Source organism: Dryocola clanedunensis subsp. sulfonylureivorans (assembly GCF_016756775.1).
Classification (GTDB): domain Bacteria; phylum Pseudomonadota; class Gammaproteobacteria; order Enterobacterales; family Enterobacteriaceae; genus Dryocola; species Dryocola clanedunensis.
The window spans coordinates 61,591-81,528 of record NZ_JAERMU010000014.1 but is presented as its reverse complement, the minus strand read 5'-3'; the positions used below and the strand labels follow the sequence as shown (position 1 = coordinate 81,528).

Below are 19,938 nucleotides of genomic sequence, written 5' to 3'. Positions count from 1 at the left end.
GTATCGGCAGAACGCCGCAAGACTTGAGTCGAATCAGAACAATTTGGACAAATCGTTGCTATAAGCTTTGGCGACTTTCTCGCTCATGCCCTTAAGCTGCTGGATCATGCTGGTGAGCTTGCGTGCGTAGTTCGGATCGGTGGCGTAGCCTGCGTTTTGTAGCGCCTGTGCGCCCTGCTCCGGCGTGCTCGCATTGGTGACGGCGGCGTAACGTGGGTTGCGGGTCAACATGCCGACATAGTCGGACAGCGCCTCGAGGTAAGAGCCGTAAACGCGGAATTTTGCCTTCACCTTTTTCGCCTCACCGTTTTCAAACTCGGTGGTGGTGATTTCCGTGACCTTCCCTTTCCAGCCGCTCGTTGCTTTGACGCCAAAGATATTAAAGCTGGGCTCACCGTTGTTGGTCAGGATCTGCCGCTGCCCCCATCCTGACTCCAGCGCCGCCTGCGCCAGAATAAGGTGGTGAGGAATGCCACTTTGCTGACTGGCCAACCGTGCAGGTAAAGAAAGCTGGGCCAGGAAGTCTTTGCTGTCGCCGCTGAGCGGCTCTTCGTTTGAAGGCGCTTTGGGCACCGCCTGGCGTACCATCTGCGTCAGCGTCTGGTTCTGGAAGCTGGTCACCGTCTGCGCATCAAACTTCATCGGCACCTTGCCCGCCTCTTCAGACGGGTCGGCGTTTTCGCCCATTTGTTTAACCATCAGATCCGCAAAACCCAGTCCTCTGGCGCTTATCTGTTGGGCAATCTGCTGATCATACATACTGGTGTACATGCGCGTGGAGTCGCTGCTGAAAATGCCGTCCTTCGGCAGCGCCTCACGCATGCTTTTGAGCATCATCTGCACGAACATCCCCTCCACTTCGCGGGCCACCGACTTCAGATGGCCTTTCGGATCCTGTGCAACTTTCGTTTTCAGCTCGTTTAAGGAGCTTGCGTCCCACGCGGCACTGGTGAGTGACTGGGTGTCGTTTAGCATCAGATGATTTCCACTTTTGCACGCAGGCAGCCTGCACTTTGCATCGCCTGAATGATTGACATCAGTTCAATCGGCGAGGCACCAAGGGTATTAAGCGCACGCACCACATTGTTGAGGTTTGCGCTGGCGTTCACGCGCTGCATCGCCCCACCGCTCTGACGCAGATCGATTTGCGTTTGCGGGGTGACAACGGTCTGACCACCGCCAAAAGGCGTGTCCGGCTGGCTGACCTGGGCTGAGCGGTTCACGGTCACCGACAGGTTGCCCTGGGCAATCGCGCAGCTGTCCAGCGTCACTTCGCGGTTCATCACAACCGAACCAGTACGGGAGTTGATAATCACCTTCGCATCCTGCACCCTGATGTTCACTTCAAGGTTCTGGATATCCGCCAGCAGGCGAACCTGGGAACTCTTGCCGCTTGGGGTACGAATCTGAACCGTACGGGCATCCAGCGCGGACGCGCTGCCATAACCCTGGGAGCGGTTAATGACGTCGGTAATTTGCTGGGCGAGCGTGAAGTCGTCATCGTTAAGCTGCAGATTGATCACATTTCCCTGACCAAACGTCCCCGGCAGTTCGCGTTCAATGACCGCGCCGTTGGTGATACGTCCGCCGTTTAGCTGGTTCACCTGGACGCTGCTGCCGCCTGCGGAAGCACCTGCCCCCCCCACCAGAATGTTACCCTGCGCCAGTGCGTAAACCTGGTTATCAACGCCTTTCATCGGCGTCATTAACAGGGTGCCGCCGCGCAGACTTTTCGCGTTACCCATCGAGGAGACAACCACGTCGATGTTCTGCCCTGAGCGGGCGAAAGCAGGGTATTTTGCCGTGACCATGACAGCCGCCACGTTCTTAAGCTGCATATTCGTGCCGGCGGGAACGGTGATACCCATCTGCGAGAGCATGTTATTAAGGCTTTGCGTGGTAAACGGGGTCTGGGTCGTCTGGTCACCCGTTCCGTCAAGCCCCACCACCAGGCCGTAGCCAATCAGGGAGTTTTCACGCACGCCCTGCACGCTCGTCAGGTCACGAATACGCTCGGCGTGTGCCAGCGTGGTGACCAGCATCAGCATGCCGAATAAATATTTAACCATAGTATTCTCCGCTTACATCGGTGACAGGTTAAGGAAGAAACGCTGCAGCCAGCCCATGTTCTGCGCCTCATTGATGTAGCCGTTGCCGACGTATTCAATGCGGGCGTCGGCTACCTGAGTAGACGCTACGCTGTTGCTGCCGCTGATGGTGCGTGGGTTCACGACGCCGGAGAAACGGATAAACTCTGTTCCCTGGTTAATCGCAATCTGCTTCTCGCCCACGACGTGCAGGTTGCCGTTGGCAAGCACCTGATCGACCGTGACGGTAAGCGTGCCGTTAAAGGTATTGCTGGCGTTGGCGCCGCCTTTACCGCTAAAGGTATTGCTGCCTGAACCGTCCACCGCCGCACGATTGTTGCCAAACAGGCCTTCGAGGTAGCGCGGTGTGACATCCAGACCGAAACTTGTACTGCCATCCCGGCTGGCGTTCGCCGAGGAGCTTTTGCTGGCACTGACATTTTCCTGAAGCTGGATGGTCAACGTATCGCCTACGTTACGCGGGCGGCGGTCTTCAAATAGCGGTTGATAGCCATAATTCACCGGCTGCGCGGTCTGGAATATCGAGCCGTTAACGATCGGTGCAGGACCCGGCGTTGGCTGGGCGGTCGTCGCCCCTTCAACCAGCGGTTTCGCAGGGATCAGTGCACAGCCGCTGGTCGCCAGCATCAGGCTGATGACAACAGGACGAAGAACCATTTGTTTTTGCATTACTTTCATCTTCAGGTCTCGGCTGCCGGTGCGCACGAGCACACCGGCAAACATCTTACAATTGCGTCAGTTTTTGCAGCATCTGGTCTGTAGTAGAGACCGCTTTACTGTTGATTTCGTAGGCGCGCTGAACCTGGATCATATTCACCAGCTCTTCGGCCACGTTGACGTTAGAGGTTTCGACATACCCCTGATACAACAGCCCTGCACCGTTAAGCCCAGGGGTACTTTCATTCGGCGTACCGGATGACTGGGTTTCGGCATAGAGGTTTTCCCCCATGCTTTCCAGACCGGTGGCGTTCATGAAGGTGGTCAGGTTCAGCTGGCCAACCTGCACCGGCTGTGCCTGGCCCTGTAGCGTGGCGCTGACGATACCGTCACGCCCGATAGTAATGGTCAGGGCATTGGCCGGGATAGTAATGGCAGGCTGGATCTGATAGCCGCTGGAAGTCACCAGCTGGCCGTTCTGATCGACCTGGAACGAACCGTCGCGGGTATAAGCGTTGGTGCCGTCCGGCAGCTGTACGGTGAAGAAACCGTCGCCTTTGATCGCCACATCTTTACTGTTGTTCGTCTGGGACAGGTTGCCCTGGCTGTGCAGACGCTCGGTGGCCACCGGACGCACGCCGGTACCGATTTGCAGACCAGAAGGCAGCGTGGTTTGCTCAGAGGACTGGGCGCCGGGCTGACGAATGGTCTGGTAGAGCAAGTCTTCGAATACCGCACGCTGACGCTTGAAACCGTTGGTGGAGACGTTTGCCAGGTTGTTGGCAATGACATCCATGTTGGTTTGCTGGGCATCAAGACCGGTTTTGGCAATCCATAAAGAACTGATCATGTTGATTTCCTGTTAGTGACGCTTTGAGCGTTAGCCCATCGACAGCAGCTGGTTGGCACGTTGCTCGTTTTCATCGACGCTTGAGATCATTTTCATCTGCATCTCAAAGCGACGGGCGCTGGCGATCATGTCGGTCATCGCTTCTACAGGCTTCACGTTGCTTCCTTCCAGCACGCCAGGCATCACTTTGATGCTCGGGTCGCTCTGCAAAGTTGCCCCGCGGGCAGCCTGAGCGGTTGGGTTCAGACGGAACAAGCCGTCATCCCCACGCACCACTTCCTGCGCCGTTGCCTTAACCAGCTTCAGTCGGCCAATCGGCGCAACCGTGTTAGGGCCGTCGCCCGCATTCAGCGCAGAGATGGTCCCGTCGGCCGCGATGGTGATTTCCGCCCCTTCCGGGATGGCAATCGGCCCACCGTCACCCATCACAAGCTGTCCCTGGATGGTGAGCTCGCCGGTCGGACTGCGCTGCATGTTGCCGTTGCGGGTGTAAGCTTCGGAACCATCAGCGCTTTGTACCGCCAGCCAGCCGTCCTGCTGCAGGGCGACGTCGAGCGGACGCTGGGTGTAGTCCATATTTCCCTGGCTCATATCCACCCCAGGCGTCGAGGCAGTGACCAGCGTACGGGTTGGCAGTGAAAGACCTTCCACCGGTACCGCGCGCAGCGCTGAAAGCTGCGCACGAAAGCCGGATGTAGAGGCGTTGGCCAGGTTGCTGGCCGTGACCGCCTGCTGGTTGAGCGTCTGACTTGCCGCCCCCATGGCGGTATAAATTGCGTGATCCATTAAGCCGTCCCGTCAGGCGCTTAGCGCAGGTTAACCAGGGTGTTGAGGATCTGATCCTGGGTTTTGATGGTCTGCGCGTTAGACTGATAGTTACGCTGCGCGACGATCATGTTCACCAGTTCTTTACTCAGATCTACGTTCGAAGACTCCAGCGCGCCGTTGGTCAGCGTACCGAAGTTACCGGTGCCTGCAGTACCTAACAGAGCCACGCCTGAGGAGTTACTTGCTGACCAGACGTTATCGCCTTCAGAGGAAAGACCTTCAGGGTTTGCGAAGTTAGACAGGACGATTTGGCCCAGCAGCTGGGTCTGTTCGTTGGAGTAGTTACCCACGACGGTGCCATCATCGTTGATCTGGTAAGAAACCAGGTCACCAGGCTTATAACCGTTCTGGTTAACAGCAACGATGTCATTAGAACCGGTGTTCTGCTGCATGGAGTTCATGAAGCTTAAATCGAACGTAGCGGGGGTCGCACCCGGCATGGTGTCGGTCGTCAGGCCCGTTATCTCACCGCCGGATTGCAGCATGCCGCTTTCATCAAACACCATGGAGGTCTGCTGCTTAGCAACACTGCCCGCAACGCTGCTGTCCTGGGTATAAACATCCCAGGTGTTAGCCGTATTCGATTTCACAAAGTAAACGTTCATGTCATGAGCGTTACCCTGGCTATCAAAAACGGTCACCGTGCCTTTTTTGTTGTAGGTGTCGGAGTTAGTGACATCAAACGGTGAGGTGGCAGGAACGTCATCGGTGGAGTTCAGGTTGATCTGCATGGCGGCGGAGGTGGTGGTTTTCGCAGACATCAGGGTGTTCGGTACGGACAGGCCAACCGGGTTAGCACCCTGCTGGATAGTCGGTGGCGTACCTGTTGCCGGGTAACCCGTCAGGCTCAGACCCTGCATGTTCACCAGATTACGGTTCTCATCGAGCTTGAACTGGCCGTTACGGCTGTAGAATACCGAGCCGGCGCTATCGGTCAGACGGAAGAAACCGCTCTGGCTGATAGCCACGTCCAGACCACGTCCGGTGCTGGTGGTGGTGCCGTCGTTGAAGTCCTGAGTAATGCCCGCAACTTTAACGCCGAGGCCGACTTTGGAACCTGCAAACATATCCGCGAAAGAAGCGGAACCAGATTTAAAACCGTAGGTGGCTGAGTTGGCGATGTTGTTACCAATCACATCCAGATTGGTGGCTGCAGCATTCAGGCCGCTGACCGCTTGTGAAAATGCCATATCTTACTCCTTGTAATAGATTGAAGGCTTAAATGATCTGCCGGATTTCGTCGAGGGTGGTTGTGCCGTAAGTGCCGAGGTCTAATGCGGTTGTACCATTGCTGAGCGTGACACCGTTGACCATGGCAAAATTAAGCGGCTGCGCGACCAGCTGCGTACTGCCGCTGCTGGCGCTGATTGCTACGTTGTACGCGCCATCCGGTGCGGTGGTACCGTCCGTCATGCTGCCATCCCAGGTAAAGGTGTGCACACCAGCGGAAAGCGCACCGATATCAATGGTGCGAACGATTTTGCCGCTGCTGTCTGAAATCGTAGCCGTTACTTTATCTGCGGCCTGCTCAAGCTCCACGCCAAACGGCGTTGTGGCTTCGCTGCCGGAAAGAATTTTGGTGCCAGGGATCATGACGCCGTGACCAATCAACGTGCTGGCCTGCATCTGCTGGTTATTACTGATCTGACCGGATACCGAACCAAGGGTAGTGTTCAGTTTTTCGATGCCGCTCACCGTACTGATCTGCGCAAGCTGCGTAGTCAGTTCGTTGTTCTGCATCGGGTTGGTAGGATCCTGGTTTTGCAGCTGCGCCACCAGCAGGGTCAGAAAGCTTCCCTGCAGGTCCGCTGCACTACTGCCAGTGAGGCTGCCGGTGCCGGTAGTGCTGGCAGCAGCCGTTGTATCGTTAACATTTACGGATAGAGACATGCATTACTCCTTTATTGTCCGAGCGTCAGGGTTTTTAGCATCATGCTTTTCACGGTGTTGAGCACTTCCACGTTGGCCTGATAGCTGCGCGAGGCGGACATACTGTTCACCATCTCCCCTACCACATCGACGTTAGGCATCTTCACATAGCCTTTAGCGTCAGCCATCGGGTTGCCTGGCTGATACACCAGTTTGTCCGGGTCTTTGCTTTCCACAACTTCACTGACCCTCACGCCGCCAGTTTGCGCGCCAGGTGCAGCATTGACCTGAAAGACGACCTGCTTTGCACGGTAAGGCTGACCATCCGGCCCGGTTACGCTGTCGGCGTTGGCCAGGTTACTGGCGGCCACGTTCAGGCGCTGGGACTGTGCGGTCATTGCCGAACCGGCAATATCAAAAATGTTCAGTAACGCCATGGGTTAGCCTCCCTGCAGCACGGACATCATGCCTTTGATTTGCCCACTCAGCACCGTCAGGTCGGATTGGTACTTCAGGCTGTTATCCGCAAACTGCGTACGTTCGCGGTCCATATCAACGGTGTTACCGTCGAGTGCGGGTTGGTCAGGAACACGGTAAAGAAGATCCAGCTGCGGAACACTTTGTGTTTGCGCCGGAATATGGCGAGCAGAGGTCAAAGCAAGCGATACGCCTGTGCCTTCTGCGCGCCCGCGTTCCATCACTTTCTTCATTTCACTGGAAAAATCGATATCACGTGCCTGATACCCTGGGGTATCGGCGTTAGCGATATTGGCTGCCAGAATCTCCTGACGCTGAGCACGCAAATTAAGCGCTTCTTGCTGAAATCTCAGCGCGGCATCCAGTTTGTCGAGCATGTTCCCTCCGCATAATTAGGATTTGTCTGACAGCTTACGGCCCCTTACGCGTGCGTTATCGACGGAATAAGCACAAAATGCATCGCTATTTGTCGCCTTGATCAATTTCACCTACGGGTAGAATCGCAGCAACCTGAACAAGGAGAGGCATGATGAAAAGACTGAAAGTGTGGACAGGAGCCGCGGCACTGCTGGGGATGGCCTGTGCCAACGCGAGCCAGCTTGATGCTCCGTTGACCCAGTTTTTTCAACAGCGCCTGGCGGGCGTCAGTGAAAAGGTGTCCGTCACGGTGAAAACCCCCACGGCACAGCTGCCTGATTGTCCGCAGCCGGAGTTCGCGCTGCCCAATAACGGCCGCATGTGGGGCAACCTTAGCGTGATGGTGCGCTGCGGCAACAGTAAGCGTTATATCCAGGTCGCGGTCGCAGCCAGCGGTAAGTACGTTGTTGCCGCCCAGCGGCTCCCCCGAGGGACGACGCTGACTGCCAGTAATGTCACCATGAAATACGGGCGGCTGGATCGTCTGCCGCCTCGCGCCATGATCGATTTGAAGCAGGCGACAAACGCCACGACGCTCAGGGATATCTCACCAGGCCAGCCGATTATGCTGTCGATGGTACGTCAGAGCTGGCGGGTCAAAGCAGGCCAGCAAGTGCAGGTTGTTGCATCAGGCGCAGGGTTCAGTATTAACAGCCAGGGAAAGGTTTTAAATAACGCCGCGGTGGCGCAAAATGTTCGCGTACGAATGGCCTCAGGCCAGATTGTTAACGGTACGGTAGACGCTGATGGGAATATTCTGATTAATCTATAATCTTAATAAAGATTCAGTGGCCACTGCCGATAAATAGTTAACGACAAAATTGACTGGCTCGCCACCGTGAGCTCACCCTCGATGAGGAAAACATAATGAGCATTGACCGTACTTCTCCCTTAAAGCCTGTTAGCACCGTACAGCAGCGTGAAACAACCGAAGCCCAGACGCAAAAAACTCGTCTGCAGAAAAGCCCTACGACCAACAGCACAAGCGTCACCTTAAGCGATGCGCAGTCAAAGCTGATGCAGCCTGACAGCGGTGATATCAACATGGAACGTGTTGAATCACTGAAAACGGCTATTCGTAATGGTGAATTAAAGATGGATACTGGCAAAATCGCCGATGCGCTGATCCAGGATGCCCAAAGCTACTTACAGAGTAACTAATTGCATGAGTCGTCTGTTAGAAGTGTTAGACCAAATGACCGCGGTGCTCAACTCACTCAAAGAGGTGATGGACGCTGAGCAGCAGCAGCTTTCTGCAGGCCAGATTAATGGCAGCGCGCTGCAGCGGATCACCGAAGATAAAAGCTCGCTGCTGGCGACACTGGATTATCTTGAACAGCAGCGGCGGGCCGAGCAAAAACCTGACGCGCAGGCAAGCTCGGACGTCAGCCAGCGCTGGCAGACAATTACCCAGAAAACCCAGCATTTGCGCGATATTAACCAACACAACGGCTGGCTATTAGAAGATCAGTTGACGCGTAATGAGCAGACATTAGCGGTGCTGAAGCCGCACCAGGAACCCAAGTTTTACGGGGCAGATGGACAAGCCACGACGGTGAATCGCGGCGGAAATAAAAAAATTACGATTTAGGTAGTTAGTTGTCTGATGGCGCTCACGCTTATTCGACCTACGCTCTATGTCAGTATAAATAGGGTGGATAAGCGCAAGCGCCATCCACCGCTATGACTACCGTGGCAGCGCCTTCAGAATTTTCATCGTCGCATCCACATCAATCTCATCTTCTGAGAAAATCAGCGTGCTGTTCTGGAAAGTGGTGATCGCCAGCTTTTTCAGCGTACGCATCTGCCCTTCTTTCTTTTCTTCCTTCGGACGAATGCTGTTCATCAGCAGGCCTACGGAAAGCACCGTCTTTTCTTTATCAATTTTTGAATCCGCCGGCACTTCTTCGCTGTAGACCAGGAAAGATTTAATGGCCGTAATCTTGATGCGCTCACCGGCAATAAAAATGTATTTGCTGTCCGGCTCAACCTTGACCGCAAAAGCTGACAGACCTTTGTTGTTGGTGGTTGGCTCAAAGGTCACCGCCGCATCTTTCTTTATCAGTTCTGGGTTAGCGACTTTGATGACGTGAAAGTAACGGTTATCGCCGTTTTCATCTTTGATAAAACCAAAACCCTTTTCTTCAAACCAGGTTGTGATTGTCCCGTTCATAGCTCTGTTACCTAATTAAAAATTCAACATACAAAAATAGTAGGGTGGATACGCGCAGGCGTCATCCACCACACGAAAAGTTACTGCGTTCGCCGTGCGAAATCTTTCACTTTAAAGCCCAGCACCATCAGCGTACCGAAGTAGGCCGCAATACCGGCAACCACAACGGCCATCAGGCGTACCAGACGATAAGCCATATTGCCGACATCCCAGGCCGGCATGATGTGCATAATACCTAACAATACGGCAGACATCACGATAACCGCGGCAAACAGACGCCACAGGAAGGCAGCCCAGCCAGGCTGAGGCTGGAAGATATCTTGTTTACGCAGCTGCCAGTACAGCAGGCTGGCGTTGATGCAGGCGGCCAGACCAATCGACAGCGACAGGCCCGCGTGCTTAAGCGGCCCGATAAACGCCAGGTTCATCAGCTGGGTGAGGATCAGCGTCACAATAGCAATTTTAACCGGCGTTTTAATGTCCTGGCGGGAGTAGAACCCCGGTGCCAGCACTTTCACAACGATAAGTCCCATCAGCCCCACGGAATAGGCAACCAGCGCGCGCTGCGTCATCGCCGCGTCAAAAGCCGTGAATTTGCCGTACTGGAACAGCGAGACGGTCAGCGGTTTGGCAAGAATACCCAGCGCCACGGCGCTGGGCAGCGCCAGCAGGAAGCACAGACGCAGACCCCAGTCCATCAGACGCGAATATTCGTCGTGGTTGCCGCTGGCAAAGCTCTTCGCCAGGGAAGGCAGCAGGATAGTCCCCAGCGCCACGCCCAGCACGCCGGAAGGAAACTCCATCAGGCGGTCGGCATAATACATCCAGGAAACCGAGCCGGAAACCAGAAACGAGGCAAAAATCGTGTTGATGATGAGGGAGATCTGGCTGACGGAGACGCCCAGAATAGCTGGCCCCATCTGCTTGATGACGCGCGTCGCGCCCGCGTCTTTCAGGTTGATGCGCGGCAGCACCAGCATGCCGATTTTTTTCAGGTGCGGCAGCTGATAGGCAAGCTGCAAAACGCCTCCGACGGTCACCGCCCAGGCAAGCGCCATAATCGGCGGATGGAAATGGGGGGCGGCAAACAGCGCGAAGCCAATCATACTGAGGTTGAGGAACGTAGGCGCAAAGGCCGGCACAGAAAAACGGTTCCAGGTATTGAGTATTGCCCCGGCCAGCGACGCCAGCGAAATCAGCATGATATAGGGGAAAGTGACCCGCAGCAGATTGGTCGTGAGGGTGAATTTGTCCGCGGTGTCGGCAAAGCCCGGCGCGGTCACCAGAATCACCCACGGCGCGGCAATCATCCCCAGCACGGTAACAACCGCCAGCGCCAGCGTCAGCAGGCCCGAGACGTAAGAGACAAACACGCGGGTAGCGTCTTCGCCTTGCTTGCTTTTGTATTCGGCCAGAATAGGGACAAACGCCTGAGAGAAGGCCCCTTCAGCAAAAATACGACGCAACAAATTCGGTAACTTGAAAGCCACGAAAAAGGCATCCGTCGCCATCCCTGCCCCAAACACCCTTGCCACAATGGCATCACGTGCAAAGCCAAGCACGCGTGAAAACATGGTCATCGAGCTGACGGCAGCCAGCGATTTTAAAAGATTCATTTGTTATTCGGTTCCACAAACATCAACGCCTGCGGCGCAGGCGTTTAGACGGATGACAAACTCAAGTTGTAGGGTGAATAAGCAACGCGCCATCCACCGTATGGCATAATTTGTCGGGTGACGCTTCGCTGACCCGACCTGCCAGAACGCCTTTTCGTCAAATCCAGCGGCGTAGTCTACCTGTACATCGCGGAAATACTACCCTCAGATGTTACAGGCTTATTCGCTCATTGCCTCGCGCCAGAGCTTTTCGACAACCCTCTGCGCCAGCAGCGCCTGCTCGCCTGACGTTTCGGGCACCGTCTGGTTTGCCACGCAGTCGAGGAAGTGGCGAGCGCAGCCTGCAAAACCCCGCTGCTCAAGCGTAGTCTGCCAGCCGGGAATCGGGCGATGGAGGATGCCTGAACCACACTCTTCACGCCACTCCCGCATATCCGTCACATCATACAGCCCACCCTCAGTAACGGCCTGCACCCACTCGCGCTGGCTGCCCGCACGTCTGTGCATACTGGTGGTAATTTGCAGATGCTCCTTCGCAAAATGGTGCTCGGCAAAAAGCATGTGCCCCTGCTCGTTGGTTAGAAGAGTGCCGCTTTGCAGCTGGGCTTCGCCACCGGCAAGCCAGAGCGCGGTATCCACCACGTGAAGATAGTCATCCAGCAGGGTGAAGCGCAGATCGTTTGGCCCTACGCTATCAGCGCGGTGCTTGTCCATACGCAAAGACGCGCCGCTGGACAGCTTCTCTTTTAGATCCCGATAAAGCGGCGAAAAACGGCGGTTGAACCCTACCATCAGCGTGCGCTTTTTGCGTTCCGCCAGTTCTACCAGGCGCTCCGCATCCGCCAGGCTTTCGGCTAGAGGTTTATCCACGCAGACGCTAACGCCCGCGTTCAGTAGTTCGCTGACCACGGCAAAATGGCTGCTGGTGGCGCTGTGAACGAATATGGCATCACATTGTGCCGCCAGTTCCGCAATAGAAGAAACATAGGGGATACGGTATGCGTCGCACACTTTTTGCGCTTTCTCTTTTGTCGGAGAGAAGGCCCCCTGCAGCTGCCAGTCGCCTGCGTTGCTCAGCACCGGCAGCCAGGCTTTTTGCGCTATACCGCCCAGCCCTACCACGCCTATTTTTAATTTGCGCATGCTTAATCTCCCGGATGGGCCAGCAATGAGTCGAGACGCTGTTTCAGCTCCGTCACCTCTTCTTCCAGCAGTGCTACCCGCGCGTTAAGATCGTCGGCAGGAAGCGCTGAAACCATTGCGTCCGCTACGGTAGCCAAAGTCTCCACTTCGCCGCTGAACAGGTGCATATAGCGGCTTTCGCGCTTGCCCGGTTCACGTGGCATACGAGCCACAAAGGGGCCATCTTCTCGGCTCGCCAGGGTTTCCAGTATGTTTTCCACCTGGGCCATATCGCTAAACTCAAACATTCTTGCGGCCCGGCTGCGCAGCTCACCTGGGGTCTGTGCCCCGCGCAGGAGCAGCGTAGTGACAATGGCAACTTCCGCCGGGGAGAGCTTCAGATCGCCAAATTCAGAATTACAGAACCGCTGCTCATATTTCGTCACCCGGTTGCCAAAACCGCTCACGGTACGCAGAAAATGGCGTTTGACCAGCATGTCCAGCGTCTCCTGGACATCGTGTTCCTTGAGATCCATCACCGGCTCACGGTTTGTTTTCTGATTACACGCCGTAACCACGCCATTGACCGACATAGGATACTGTTCGGGGGTGGTAACCTGCTTTTCCAGCAGAGAGCCCACAACACGTGCTTCTGTCGCGGTTAATTGATACTTCATGTCATTTCCTCAACGGCCAGGTGTCCATAATTTTGACGTTAATGCCGTCAGGACGTGATCGCGCCAGACGCCATCAATAAGTAGATAGTCTTTGGCGTAGCCCTCTTTTTCAAAACCCAGGCGCGCCAGCAGGTCGCCGCTGCGCTGATTATGGGGCATGTAGTTCGCCATAATACGGTGGATATGCTGAGTACGCTGCATATAGCGAATGGCGGTGGTGAGCGCCTCAAACATCAGCCCCTGCCCCTGCCATTTTTCGCCCAGCGAATAGCCCAAATAGCAGGCATGGAATGAGCCGCGCACCACATTAGAAAAGTTGGCCACGCCGCGAATCTCTTTTTCTTCTTCATCCAGCAGCGCGAAGTAGTAAGCACTGCCGGTTTTGTGCATCTCGCCAATCATGCCCAGACGGGCCTGCCAGCCTGAGGGGTAGCAGTGGCTGTCATCGCGAACAGGCTCCCAGGGTTTCAAAAACTGGCGGTTCTCAGCGTAGTAATCAGCCAGCCGCCAGGCGTCACGGTCATAGACCAGGCGCACCACCAGCCTGTCGGTAGTTAAACGCACCTTCGGCACGTTACTGCGATAACCAAACATGTCCCCAGCTCCTTACATCCAACGATTTTTAAACCCACCATTACTACTATACCTGCGCCCGGCGGAGGAAGGAAAACAACAATATGAGGAACTTAAAAAGAAAGAGGGTAAACAGTTCAGATGACAAGATGCGGCACTTTCCTTCCCTGCGGGTGGAAAGCATCTTTCGAACATATTTTTAATCTTTTAAAAGACATTTGGCCTTAAGCGTTTGGGACTAATCTGTTTTTTGTAGACAGAGATTGGGTTAATTTTGTGTTCGAATTGTCCTGAATTGATTTGCTTCTTAAACAGGTGAGAAATGAAAAAGGTAGTAATGATGATGGCATTAACTTCTCTTCTTACAGCCTGCGCCGCTGACAATGAACCCCCAACAGCGAAACCAATTGGTATGGCTAACCCTGCCTCGGTGTACTGCGGAAAGATTGGCGGAAAACTCGAGATCGTGAAAGAGGCAAACGGTGAGGTTGGTTATTGCACCCTGCCGGACGGAGAGCGCATAGAAGAGTGGGCGCTGTTCAGAAGAGACCACAAACAGCCATAAGAATTTGTCCGTTCCCATGGCGGGTAATGATATCGGTAAAACCAAGCTGGCCTTAACGCCGGGTTTTATTGCCCGTTGCCCGCCAGCGCTTTGATGACATCGCTCATTGCCGCTTCGGTTAACGCTGAGCGCTTTATCTTTTTGTTGGCCAGCGAGGCTCGCAGGACACCAGCAATGACAATATGTTTAGGTTCCTGACCTAAATCGCGCATTTCAAGCACCACCTTCCCCACCACGCGACACATTTCCTGATAAAGCTCTTCTTCTTTTGCCCTGTTTGCCAAACCAACCTCCGTTCATTAATTGCGAAAACATACGCTCTCAGGCTTTGCTATCCGACCGGCTTACCTTCCTCATTCTCCCGGATAAATCAGCACATCGAGTGCCATTTCCACGGCGACATCCACATCACTGTCCTGCAATTGTGTCTGCGTCAGAATGATAGTGATAATAGACTGCCTCGAGATAGCTATCTGGTCTAACAGGAGCTGCATCACCGCCACGCCAATGACCTGTGCAATCTGTGGCTGCATCTCTGCGTAAAACTCAATTTCACTGCTCATCCTCATTCCCTCGAACGGTAATACACAATATAAAGCTATGCATCGTGTCCAAACCGGCTTTTAAACGTCTTACGAGCATCTTATTCCATGTATTCACCATAGCAGGATGCAATTTCCCTTGTGCCCTACATTTTCAATTAGTGCTTTCTATCAAACACAGTAGTGACAAACTGCCTCGCTGGCCCATCTGCCGGAATAGGTGAGCCGGAACTAATACCGGGTGTTGTCCGCTTTGATGACGTTGCGCTCTGTGCTGGCGGCGGGAAGCAAATTTGCGGGAGCCCATGTTCTCTTCCATACTGATTTGTTAACGGAATTTATCCGCACATCACTGGAGGAGAACGTGAAATTATATATTTACGATCACTGCCCGTACTGCGTGAAAGCGCGAATGATTTTTGGGCTGAAGAATGTTCCCGTTGAGCTGGTCGTTCTGCTTAACGATGATGAAGCCACGCCAACGAAGATGATTGGCAAGAAAATGGCCCCTATTCTGCAAAAGGATGACAGTCGCTATCTGCCTGAAAGCATGGATATCGTTCACTACATCGATAAACTCGACGGCAAACCGCTGCTGACGGGCCAGACCAACGCCGCTATCGGCGAATGGTTGCGTCACGTCCAGTCCTACTCCCAGCATCTTCTGATCCCGCGCATCGCTAAAGCGCCGTTTGACGAGTTCGCGACGCCGGAAGCTCGTGCTTACTTCGTGAAAAAGAAAGAGGCGCTGATTGGCCCGTTTGCCGAGCATTTGGCCCACTCACCAGGGTTAATTAAGAAAATCAGTGACGATCTGCGCAAGCTCGACAAGCTTATTGTTCAGCCTAACGCCGTGAATGGCGAGCTGTCAGAGGACGATATCAACCTCTTCCCGCTGTTGCGTAGCCTGACGCTTGTGGCAGGCGTGGAGTACCCGAGCCGGGTAAGAGATTACCGCGACAACATGGCCAAGCAGACGCAAATTAACCTGCTCTCCTCCGTGGCTATCTGACCTTTTGCCGGCCCTGCGCCGGCATTTCATCCTTTTCCTGTAGCCTGGCTTTCGCTGGTACATCATTCTGCTTTGTGTCACGATTCGAGATAAAACCAGGATGTTGAGGAAATCATGAAGAAGATTATTTTTGCCGGACTGTTAATCCTTACCGGCCTGCTGGTGGGCTGTAATCAACTCACTCAGTACACGGTCAGCGAGCAGGAAATCAATCAGGCGTTGGCCAAACACAATAATTTCTCGAAGGATATTGGGCTGCCCGGCATTGCCGATGCACACATCATTTTGTCCAATCTCGCTTCGCAAATCGGCCGTGAAGAACCCAATAAAGTCACGCTGACAGGGGATGCAAAACTTGATATGTCCTCCCTGTTTGGCAATCAAAAGGCCAACATCAAGCTGAAGCTGAAGGCCCTGCCGACCTTCAACAAAGAGAAAGGCGCTATCTATCTGCAAGAGATGGAGGTGGTCGATGCGACCGTCGAGCCGGAAAAAATGCAGTCGGTACTGCAGACCCTGATCCCTTATCTGAATCAGTCTTTGCGTAAATACTTTAACGATCACCCGGCGTATATCCTTAGCGAAGACAAGAGCGAAGGTGAGGCGATGGCGAGAAAATATGCTAAAGGCATCGAAGTGAAGCCTGGCGAAATCATTATTCCCTTCACCAACTAACCCCGCAACGGGGCAGCTGACCTCTGCCCCGACCTGCTCTGCGAAGAAATCTGACAACAAAGTCGTGCAAACGAAAAGGATTCCGCCTATCCTTAGTGCCCGGCATAAAACCAGCCCAAAATGACTGATTTTCCCTTCCAGCCGGAGCACTTTCATGACCGTACTACCTCAGGTATTAAAAATTCGCCGCCCAGACGACTGGCACGTTCATCTTCGTGATGGAGACATGCTGAAAACTGTGGTGCCAATGACGTCTGAAACCTATGGTCGCGCGATTGTGATGCCAAACCTGGCGCCGCCGGTCACCACCGTAGAAGCCGCCATCAGCTATCGCCAGCGCATTCTGGACGCCGTGCCGCAGGGGCACAGCTTCGAGCCGCTGATGACCTGCTACCTGACCGACTCGCTGGATCCCAACGAAGTTGAGCGCGGCTTTAACGAAGGCGTGTTCACCGCCGCCAAACTCTACCCTGCTAACGCCACGACCAACTCCAGCCACGGCGTCACCAGCACAGCCGCCATTATGCCCGTGCTTGAACGCATGCAGAAAATTGGCATGCCGCTGCTGATCCACGGTGAAGTCACCCATGCCGATATTGATATTTTTGACCGTGAAGCCCGCTTCATTGAAACCGTGATGGAGCCGCTGCGCCGCCAGCTGCCAGCGCTAAAAATTGTCTTTGAACACATTACGACCAAAGACGCGGCGCAGTACGTGCAGGAAGGCAACTCGCTGCTAGGCGCAACCATCACCCCCCAGCACCTGATGTTTAACCGCAACCATATGCTGGTGGGCGGCGTGCGTCCTCATCTGTACTGCCTGCCAATCCTGAAGCGCAGCACCCATCAGGAAGCGTTACGTGCGCTGGTAGCCGGCGGCTGCGACAGGGTATTCCTGGGGACCGACTCTGCCCCTCACGCCCGCCATCGTAAAGAGACCAGCTGCGGCTGCGCAGGCTGCTTTAACGCACCTTCCGCACTGGGCGCTTACGCCACCGTGTTCGAGGAGCTGAATGCGCTGGAACACTTCGAGGCGTTTACCTCCCTTAACGGCCCGCGTTTCTATGGCCTGCCGGTCAACGAGGAGACTATCGAACTGGTGCGCGAGACGGCCCTGGTCCCGGAGATCATCGCCACCGGCGATGACACCATCGTGCCATTCCTTGCGGGTGAGCAGGTTGCCTGGTCAGTAAAAAAATAATTATTTTTCAGCCCCCTGTTGCAGGAAACACAATTTGACTGTATAAATAACCAGTATATTGTACAGGGGGTTGTTATGCGTATTGAAGTGACTATTGCCAAAACCACGCAGTTACCAGCTGGCGCCGTAGATGCGCTGACGCAGGAACTGACTCGCCGTATTAGCCAGCATTTTCCGGAAACGGACAACCACGTCCAGGTGCGCTACGCCACGGGTAATAACCTGTCGGTGATGGGCGGGGCAAAAGAAGACAAAGATCGCATCAGCGAAATCCTCCAGGAGACCTGGGAGAGCGCAGACGACTGGTTTGACTCAGAATAAATTAAGAATCCCTCCTTGTTTTATTTTTTGCCGGGTGTCGCCATCCGGTTTTTTTACATCCATTTTTCTCCGCGATTAATTTCCAGGCAATATCCTGATTGCTAACCTGAACGCCCGGAAACATCCGAATTATTTGCCGCTTTATTGCTCAAGTGGCTTCAATAATATAAAAAAAGTGTTGCAGGGTATTTATTTCTTCCGCGAAATCCCTTATTCATTGATATACTTAACTGGCTTCACATTAAACAAGCATTAAACCTCGCTAGCCGTTGTCTTAAACACACGCATAAAAAGGGGTTATGATGGAAAAAAATAGTGATGTAATCCAGACCCATCCCCTTGTCGGATGGGACATCAGCACCGTTGATAGCTACGATGCGCTGATGCTTCGCCTGCACTACCTGACATCTGATAAACAAAAGCATGATGAAACTGAAATTGGCCAGACTTTGTGGCTGACCACGGATGTTGCCCGGCAATTTATCTCTATTTTAGAAGCCGGGATTGCAAAAATTGAATCCAGTGAGTACCAGGTAAACGACCATCGTAAGCATTGACGAATAATGTGAACGTTTTAAGCGAAGGCACCGAACTGGTGCCTTTTTCCGTTTTTATACGTGGTTCATTTGCCTGCCAGTTAAGAATTATTTAATCTGCTGGCTACTATTTGCGGGAGGAGAAGAAGCGACATGCATTACGACCTTATCATTGTCGGCAGCGGCTCGGTGGGGGCTGCCGCAGGATGTTATGCCACGCATTCAGGGCTGAATGTCCTGATGATTGACAGTGCTCATCCGCCCCATCAGCAGGGCAGCCATCATGGTGACACTCGTCTGATGCGTCATGCCTATGGTGAAGGTGAGAAGTATGTTCCGCTGGTACTGCGTGCGCAGAAACTATGGGATGCACTGGAAGAGATAAGCGGTGAAAAACTGTTTCACCGTACCGGTGTCATCAACCTTGGCCCCAAAGATTCCACATTTATCTCAACCGTACAAAGCAGTGCGCAGCAGTTCTCCCTGCCGCTCGAAACGCTGGATGCTGATGCCGTAATGGCGCGCTGGCCCCACATCACCGTTCCTGAAGGTTACGTTGGCCTGTTTGAGCCAAATTCCGGCGTGCTGCGTAGCGAACTCGCTGTCGCCACCTATATCCGCCTGGCAAAACAGGGGGGCTGCGCCCAGCTCTTTAATTGCCCTGTTACCGGCATCCGCCATACCGACGACGGCGTGGTGGTCGAAACGGCCGAAGGTGAATACAGCGCAAGCAAGCTGCTGGTCAGCGCAGGGACCTGGGTCACCAGACTCTTCCCCGAGTTACCTGTCACACCCGTACGCAAGATTTTTGCCTGGCATCAGGCAGACGGACGTTACAGCGAGGAAAACCATTTCCCTGCCTTCACCGGCGAAATGCCAGATGGCAGCCAGTATTACGGTTTCCCGTCGCAGGATAACGAGCTTAAGATCGGCATGCACAACGGGGGTCAACCGATTACCGCTCCCGAGCAGCGAAAACCTTTCGGCAGCGTGGCAAGCGACGGCAGCGAAGTATTCGGATTTTTGCGCAAATTCCTGCCCGGCGTGGGCGTCTGTCTGCACGGCGCGGCCTGCACCTACGATAACTCTCCGGATGAAGACTTCATCATTGATACCCTACCAGGCCACAGCAACACGCTGGTGATAACCGGTCTGAGCGGACACGGTTTTAAATTCGCTTCCGTACTGGGAGAGATTGCCTGCCTGTTTGCGCAGGGCAAAACGTCGGAGTACGACCTGACGCCATTCGCCCTTAAGCGCTTTCAGTAACCAGCCGCGGAGCCTACAGTAAGCTGTGGGTTCCCCCCCCTTCTGGTGGGAATAATTATGCGTCGTTTGATTCACTTTCTTATTAACAATGTCCGCGAACATCTCATGTTGTACCTTATTTTATGGGCGCTGCTGGCATTCATCGATATCGCTTATATTTATTTCTACTAGATTTATAACGCCTGATAATATTGACACTAACTGACAATTAACGAATATAAATATATAATCATGCAAATTTTTCGTTGAACCACGTCAACAACACCCCGCTATGAACTGCCTGTTCAGCATGATTTTTAATGTTCACAACGTGCCTTTTACTCTAAAGCAGTGAATGTTTAATGTGCTAATTATTCAAATTTTTAGTTTTAGTTTGATTATATTCTTCAATCACTCTTTTTATGTTGCATCGACGTTAACGAACAGTTTATGTTCTGCATTATTCAGGAT

At 53.8% G+C, this 19,938-nt stretch carries 27 protein-coding genes; 11 read left to right on the top strand and 16 right to left on the bottom strand.

All coding sequences use genetic code 11. The features are described 5' to 3' along the window. Positions 1 to 33: 33 nt before the first annotated feature. From flgJ to flgB, 9 genes are read right to left on the bottom strand one after another with little or no spacing between them, the layout of a single operon-like run. Positions 34 to 975, bottom strand: coding sequence for a flagellar assembly peptidoglycan hydrolase FlgJ (gene flgJ, locus HYQ67_RS15605; protein WP_202304870.1), 942 nt, complete (start codon positions 973 to 975; stop codon positions 34 to 36). Continuing rightward, entirely contained in the window at positions 975 to 2,069 is a 1,095-nt protein-coding gene (locus HYQ67_RS15600) for a flagellar basal body P-ring protein FlgI (RefSeq protein ID WP_202304868.1), read from the bottom strand. Before HYQ67_RS15600 ends, flgJ begins: the two co-directional genes overlap by 1 nt. A 12-nt stretch (positions 2,070 to 2,081) precedes the next feature. Next, a complete protein-coding gene (gene flgH, locus HYQ67_RS15595) occupies positions 2,082 to 2,777 on the bottom strand; it encodes a flagellar basal body L-ring protein FlgH (protein ID WP_237391272.1) in 696 nt (231 codons plus the stop codon). A gap of 55 nt (positions 2,778 to 2,832) precedes the next feature. Then, complete coding sequence (gene flgG / locus HYQ67_RS15590; protein WP_202304864.1) at positions 2,833 to 3,615, bottom strand: flagellar basal-body rod protein FlgG; 783 nt, start codon at positions 3,613 to 3,615, stop codon at positions 2,833 to 2,835. 30 nt (positions 3,616 to 3,645) lie between these two features. Next, entirely contained in the window at positions 3,646 to 4,401 is a 756-nt protein-coding gene (locus HYQ67_RS15585) for a flagellar basal body rod protein FlgF (RefSeq protein ID WP_202304862.1), read from the bottom strand. Positions 4,402 to 4,421: 20 nt separating this feature from the next. Then, a complete protein-coding gene (flgE, locus tag HYQ67_RS15580) occupies positions 4,422 to 5,633 on the bottom strand; it encodes a flagellar hook protein FlgE (protein WP_202304861.1) in 1,212 nt (403 codons plus the stop codon). A 28-nt stretch (positions 5,634 to 5,661) separates the two neighbouring features. Then, the gene (gene flgD, locus HYQ67_RS15575) at positions 5,662 to 6,333 is read right to left on the bottom strand and encodes a flagellar hook assembly protein FlgD (protein ID WP_202304859.1); all 672 of its coding nucleotides are present in this window, start codon (positions 6,331 to 6,333) and stop codon (positions 5,662 to 5,664) included. Between the two features lie 11 nt (positions 6,334 to 6,344). Further along, positions 6,345 to 6,749: a flagellar basal body rod protein FlgC gene (gene flgC, locus HYQ67_RS15570; protein ID WP_202304857.1), complete on the bottom strand. Its 405-nt coding sequence runs from the start codon at positions 6,747 to 6,749 to the stop codon at positions 6,345 to 6,347. A gap of 3 nt (positions 6,750 to 6,752) precedes the next feature. Continuing rightward, positions 6,753 to 7,166 (bottom strand): flagellar basal body rod protein FlgB, encoded by a 414-nt coding sequence (gene flgB, locus HYQ67_RS15565; protein ID WP_202304855.1) that lies wholly within the window; start codon positions 7,164 to 7,166, stop codon positions 6,753 to 6,755. A gap of 152 nt (positions 7,167 to 7,318) precedes the next feature. Here flgB and flgA point away from each other — a divergent pair, with 152 nt between their 5' ends. From flgA to flgN, 3 genes are all read left to right on the top strand, one after another. After that, entirely contained in the window at positions 7,319 to 7,978 is a 660-nt protein-coding gene (gene flgA, locus HYQ67_RS15560; RefSeq protein ID WP_202304950.1) for a flagellar basal body P-ring formation chaperone FlgA, read from the top strand. Positions 7,979 to 8,073: 95 nt separating this feature from the next. Further along, on the top strand, positions 8,074 to 8,367 hold the full coding sequence (flgM, locus tag HYQ67_RS15555; protein WP_202304853.1) for a flagellar biosynthesis anti-sigma factor FlgM: 294 nt from the start codon (positions 8,074 to 8,076) through the stop codon (positions 8,365 to 8,367). Between the two features lie 4 nt (positions 8,368 to 8,371). After that, entirely contained in the window at positions 8,372 to 8,797 is a 426-nt protein-coding gene (gene flgN / locus HYQ67_RS15550) for a flagella biosynthesis chaperone FlgN (protein ID WP_202304851.1), read from the top strand. A gap of 96 nt (positions 8,798 to 8,893) precedes the next feature. Here the strand turns inward: flgN and HYQ67_RS15545 are convergent, their stop codons facing one another. The 5 genes from HYQ67_RS15545 to rimJ all read right to left on the bottom strand — a co-directional run bounded on the left by HYQ67_RS15545 (position 8,894) and on the right by rimJ (position 13,388). Next, positions 8,894 to 9,379 (bottom strand): cold-shock protein, encoded by a 486-nt coding sequence (locus HYQ67_RS15545; protein WP_202304849.1) that lies wholly within the window; start codon positions 9,377 to 9,379, stop codon positions 8,894 to 8,896. Between the two features lie 80 nt (positions 9,380 to 9,459). Then, entirely contained in the window at positions 9,460 to 10,995 is a 1,536-nt protein-coding gene (gene murJ / locus HYQ67_RS15540) for a murein biosynthesis integral membrane protein MurJ (RefSeq protein ID WP_202304847.1), read from the bottom strand. A 219-nt stretch (positions 10,996 to 11,214) separates the two neighbouring features. After that, positions 11,215 to 12,138, bottom strand: coding sequence for a Gfo/Idh/MocA family protein (locus HYQ67_RS15535; protein WP_202304845.1), 924 nt, complete (start codon positions 12,136 to 12,138; stop codon positions 11,215 to 11,217). Positions 12,139 to 12,140: 2 nt separating this feature from the next. Continuing rightward, on the bottom strand, positions 12,141 to 12,794 hold the full coding sequence (locus tag HYQ67_RS15530) for a YceH family protein (RefSeq protein ID WP_202304843.1): 654 nt from the start codon (positions 12,792 to 12,794) through the stop codon (positions 12,141 to 12,143). Positions 12,795 to 12,803: 9 nt separating this feature from the next. Further along, positions 12,804 to 13,388: a ribosomal protein S5-alanine N-acetyltransferase gene (gene rimJ / locus HYQ67_RS15525; RefSeq protein ID WP_202304838.1), complete on the bottom strand. Its 585-nt coding sequence runs from the start codon at positions 13,386 to 13,388 to the stop codon at positions 12,804 to 12,806. A 301-nt stretch (positions 13,389 to 13,689) separates the two neighbouring features. Here rimJ and HYQ67_RS15520 point away from each other — a divergent pair, with 301 nt between their 5' ends. Beyond that, entirely contained in the window at positions 13,690 to 13,932 is a 243-nt protein-coding gene (locus HYQ67_RS15520) for a putative hemolysin (RefSeq protein WP_202304837.1), read from the top strand. 65 nt (positions 13,933 to 13,997) lie between these two features. On the opposite strand, the gene fumD is transcribed toward HYQ67_RS15520, so the two are convergent. Together fumD and HYQ67_RS15510 are read right to left on the bottom strand one after the other, a co-directional pair. Beyond that, complete coding sequence (gene fumD / locus HYQ67_RS15515) at positions 13,998 to 14,216, bottom strand: fumarate hydratase FumD (RefSeq protein ID WP_202304836.1); 219 nt, start codon at positions 14,214 to 14,216, stop codon at positions 13,998 to 14,000. Between the two features lie 69 nt (positions 14,217 to 14,285). Next, the gene (locus HYQ67_RS15510) at positions 14,286 to 14,495 is read right to left on the bottom strand and encodes a hypothetical protein (RefSeq protein WP_202304835.1); all 210 of its coding nucleotides are present in this window, start codon (positions 14,493 to 14,495) and stop codon (positions 14,286 to 14,288) included. A 343-nt stretch (positions 14,496 to 14,838) separates the two neighbouring features. On the opposite strand from HYQ67_RS15510, the gene grxB reads away from it, so the two are divergent. The 7 genes from grxB (at position 14,839) to HYQ67_RS15475 (ending at position 19,659) form a co-directional block, all read left to right on the top strand. Next, positions 14,839 to 15,486 (top strand): glutaredoxin 2, encoded by a 648-nt coding sequence (gene grxB, locus HYQ67_RS15505; RefSeq protein WP_202304834.1) that lies wholly within the window; start codon positions 14,839 to 14,841, stop codon positions 15,484 to 15,486. Positions 15,487 to 15,600: 114 nt separating this feature from the next. After that, positions 15,601 to 16,161, top strand: coding sequence for a lipoprotein (locus HYQ67_RS15500; RefSeq protein ID WP_202304833.1), 561 nt, complete (start codon positions 15,601 to 15,603; stop codon positions 16,159 to 16,161). Positions 16,162 to 16,315: 154 nt separating this feature from the next. Then, positions 16,316 to 17,362 (top strand): dihydroorotase, encoded by a 1,047-nt coding sequence (gene pyrC, locus HYQ67_RS15495; protein WP_202304832.1) that lies wholly within the window; start codon positions 16,316 to 16,318, stop codon positions 17,360 to 17,362. A gap of 75 nt (positions 17,363 to 17,437) precedes the next feature. Next, on the top strand, positions 17,438 to 17,683 hold the full coding sequence (gene dinI / locus HYQ67_RS15490; protein WP_202304830.1) for a DNA damage-inducible protein I: 246 nt from the start codon (positions 17,438 to 17,440) through the stop codon (positions 17,681 to 17,683). 302 nt (positions 17,684 to 17,985) lie between these two features. Continuing rightward, entirely contained in the window at positions 17,986 to 18,240 is a 255-nt protein-coding gene (bssS, locus tag HYQ67_RS15485; RefSeq protein ID WP_202304828.1) for a biofilm formation regulator BssS, read from the top strand. Positions 18,241 to 18,372: 132 nt separating this feature from the next. Then, complete coding sequence (gene solA, locus HYQ67_RS15480; protein ID WP_202304824.1) at positions 18,373 to 19,488, top strand: N-methyl-L-tryptophan oxidase; 1,116 nt, start codon at positions 18,373 to 18,375, stop codon at positions 19,486 to 19,488. A 57-nt stretch (positions 19,489 to 19,545) separates the two neighbouring features. After that, positions 19,546 to 19,659, top strand: a complete 114-nt coding sequence (locus HYQ67_RS15475) for a YceO family protein (RefSeq protein ID WP_202304822.1) — start codon at positions 19,546 to 19,548, stop codon at positions 19,657 to 19,659. The last annotated feature ends 279 nt before the right edge of the window (positions 19,660 to 19,938 follow it).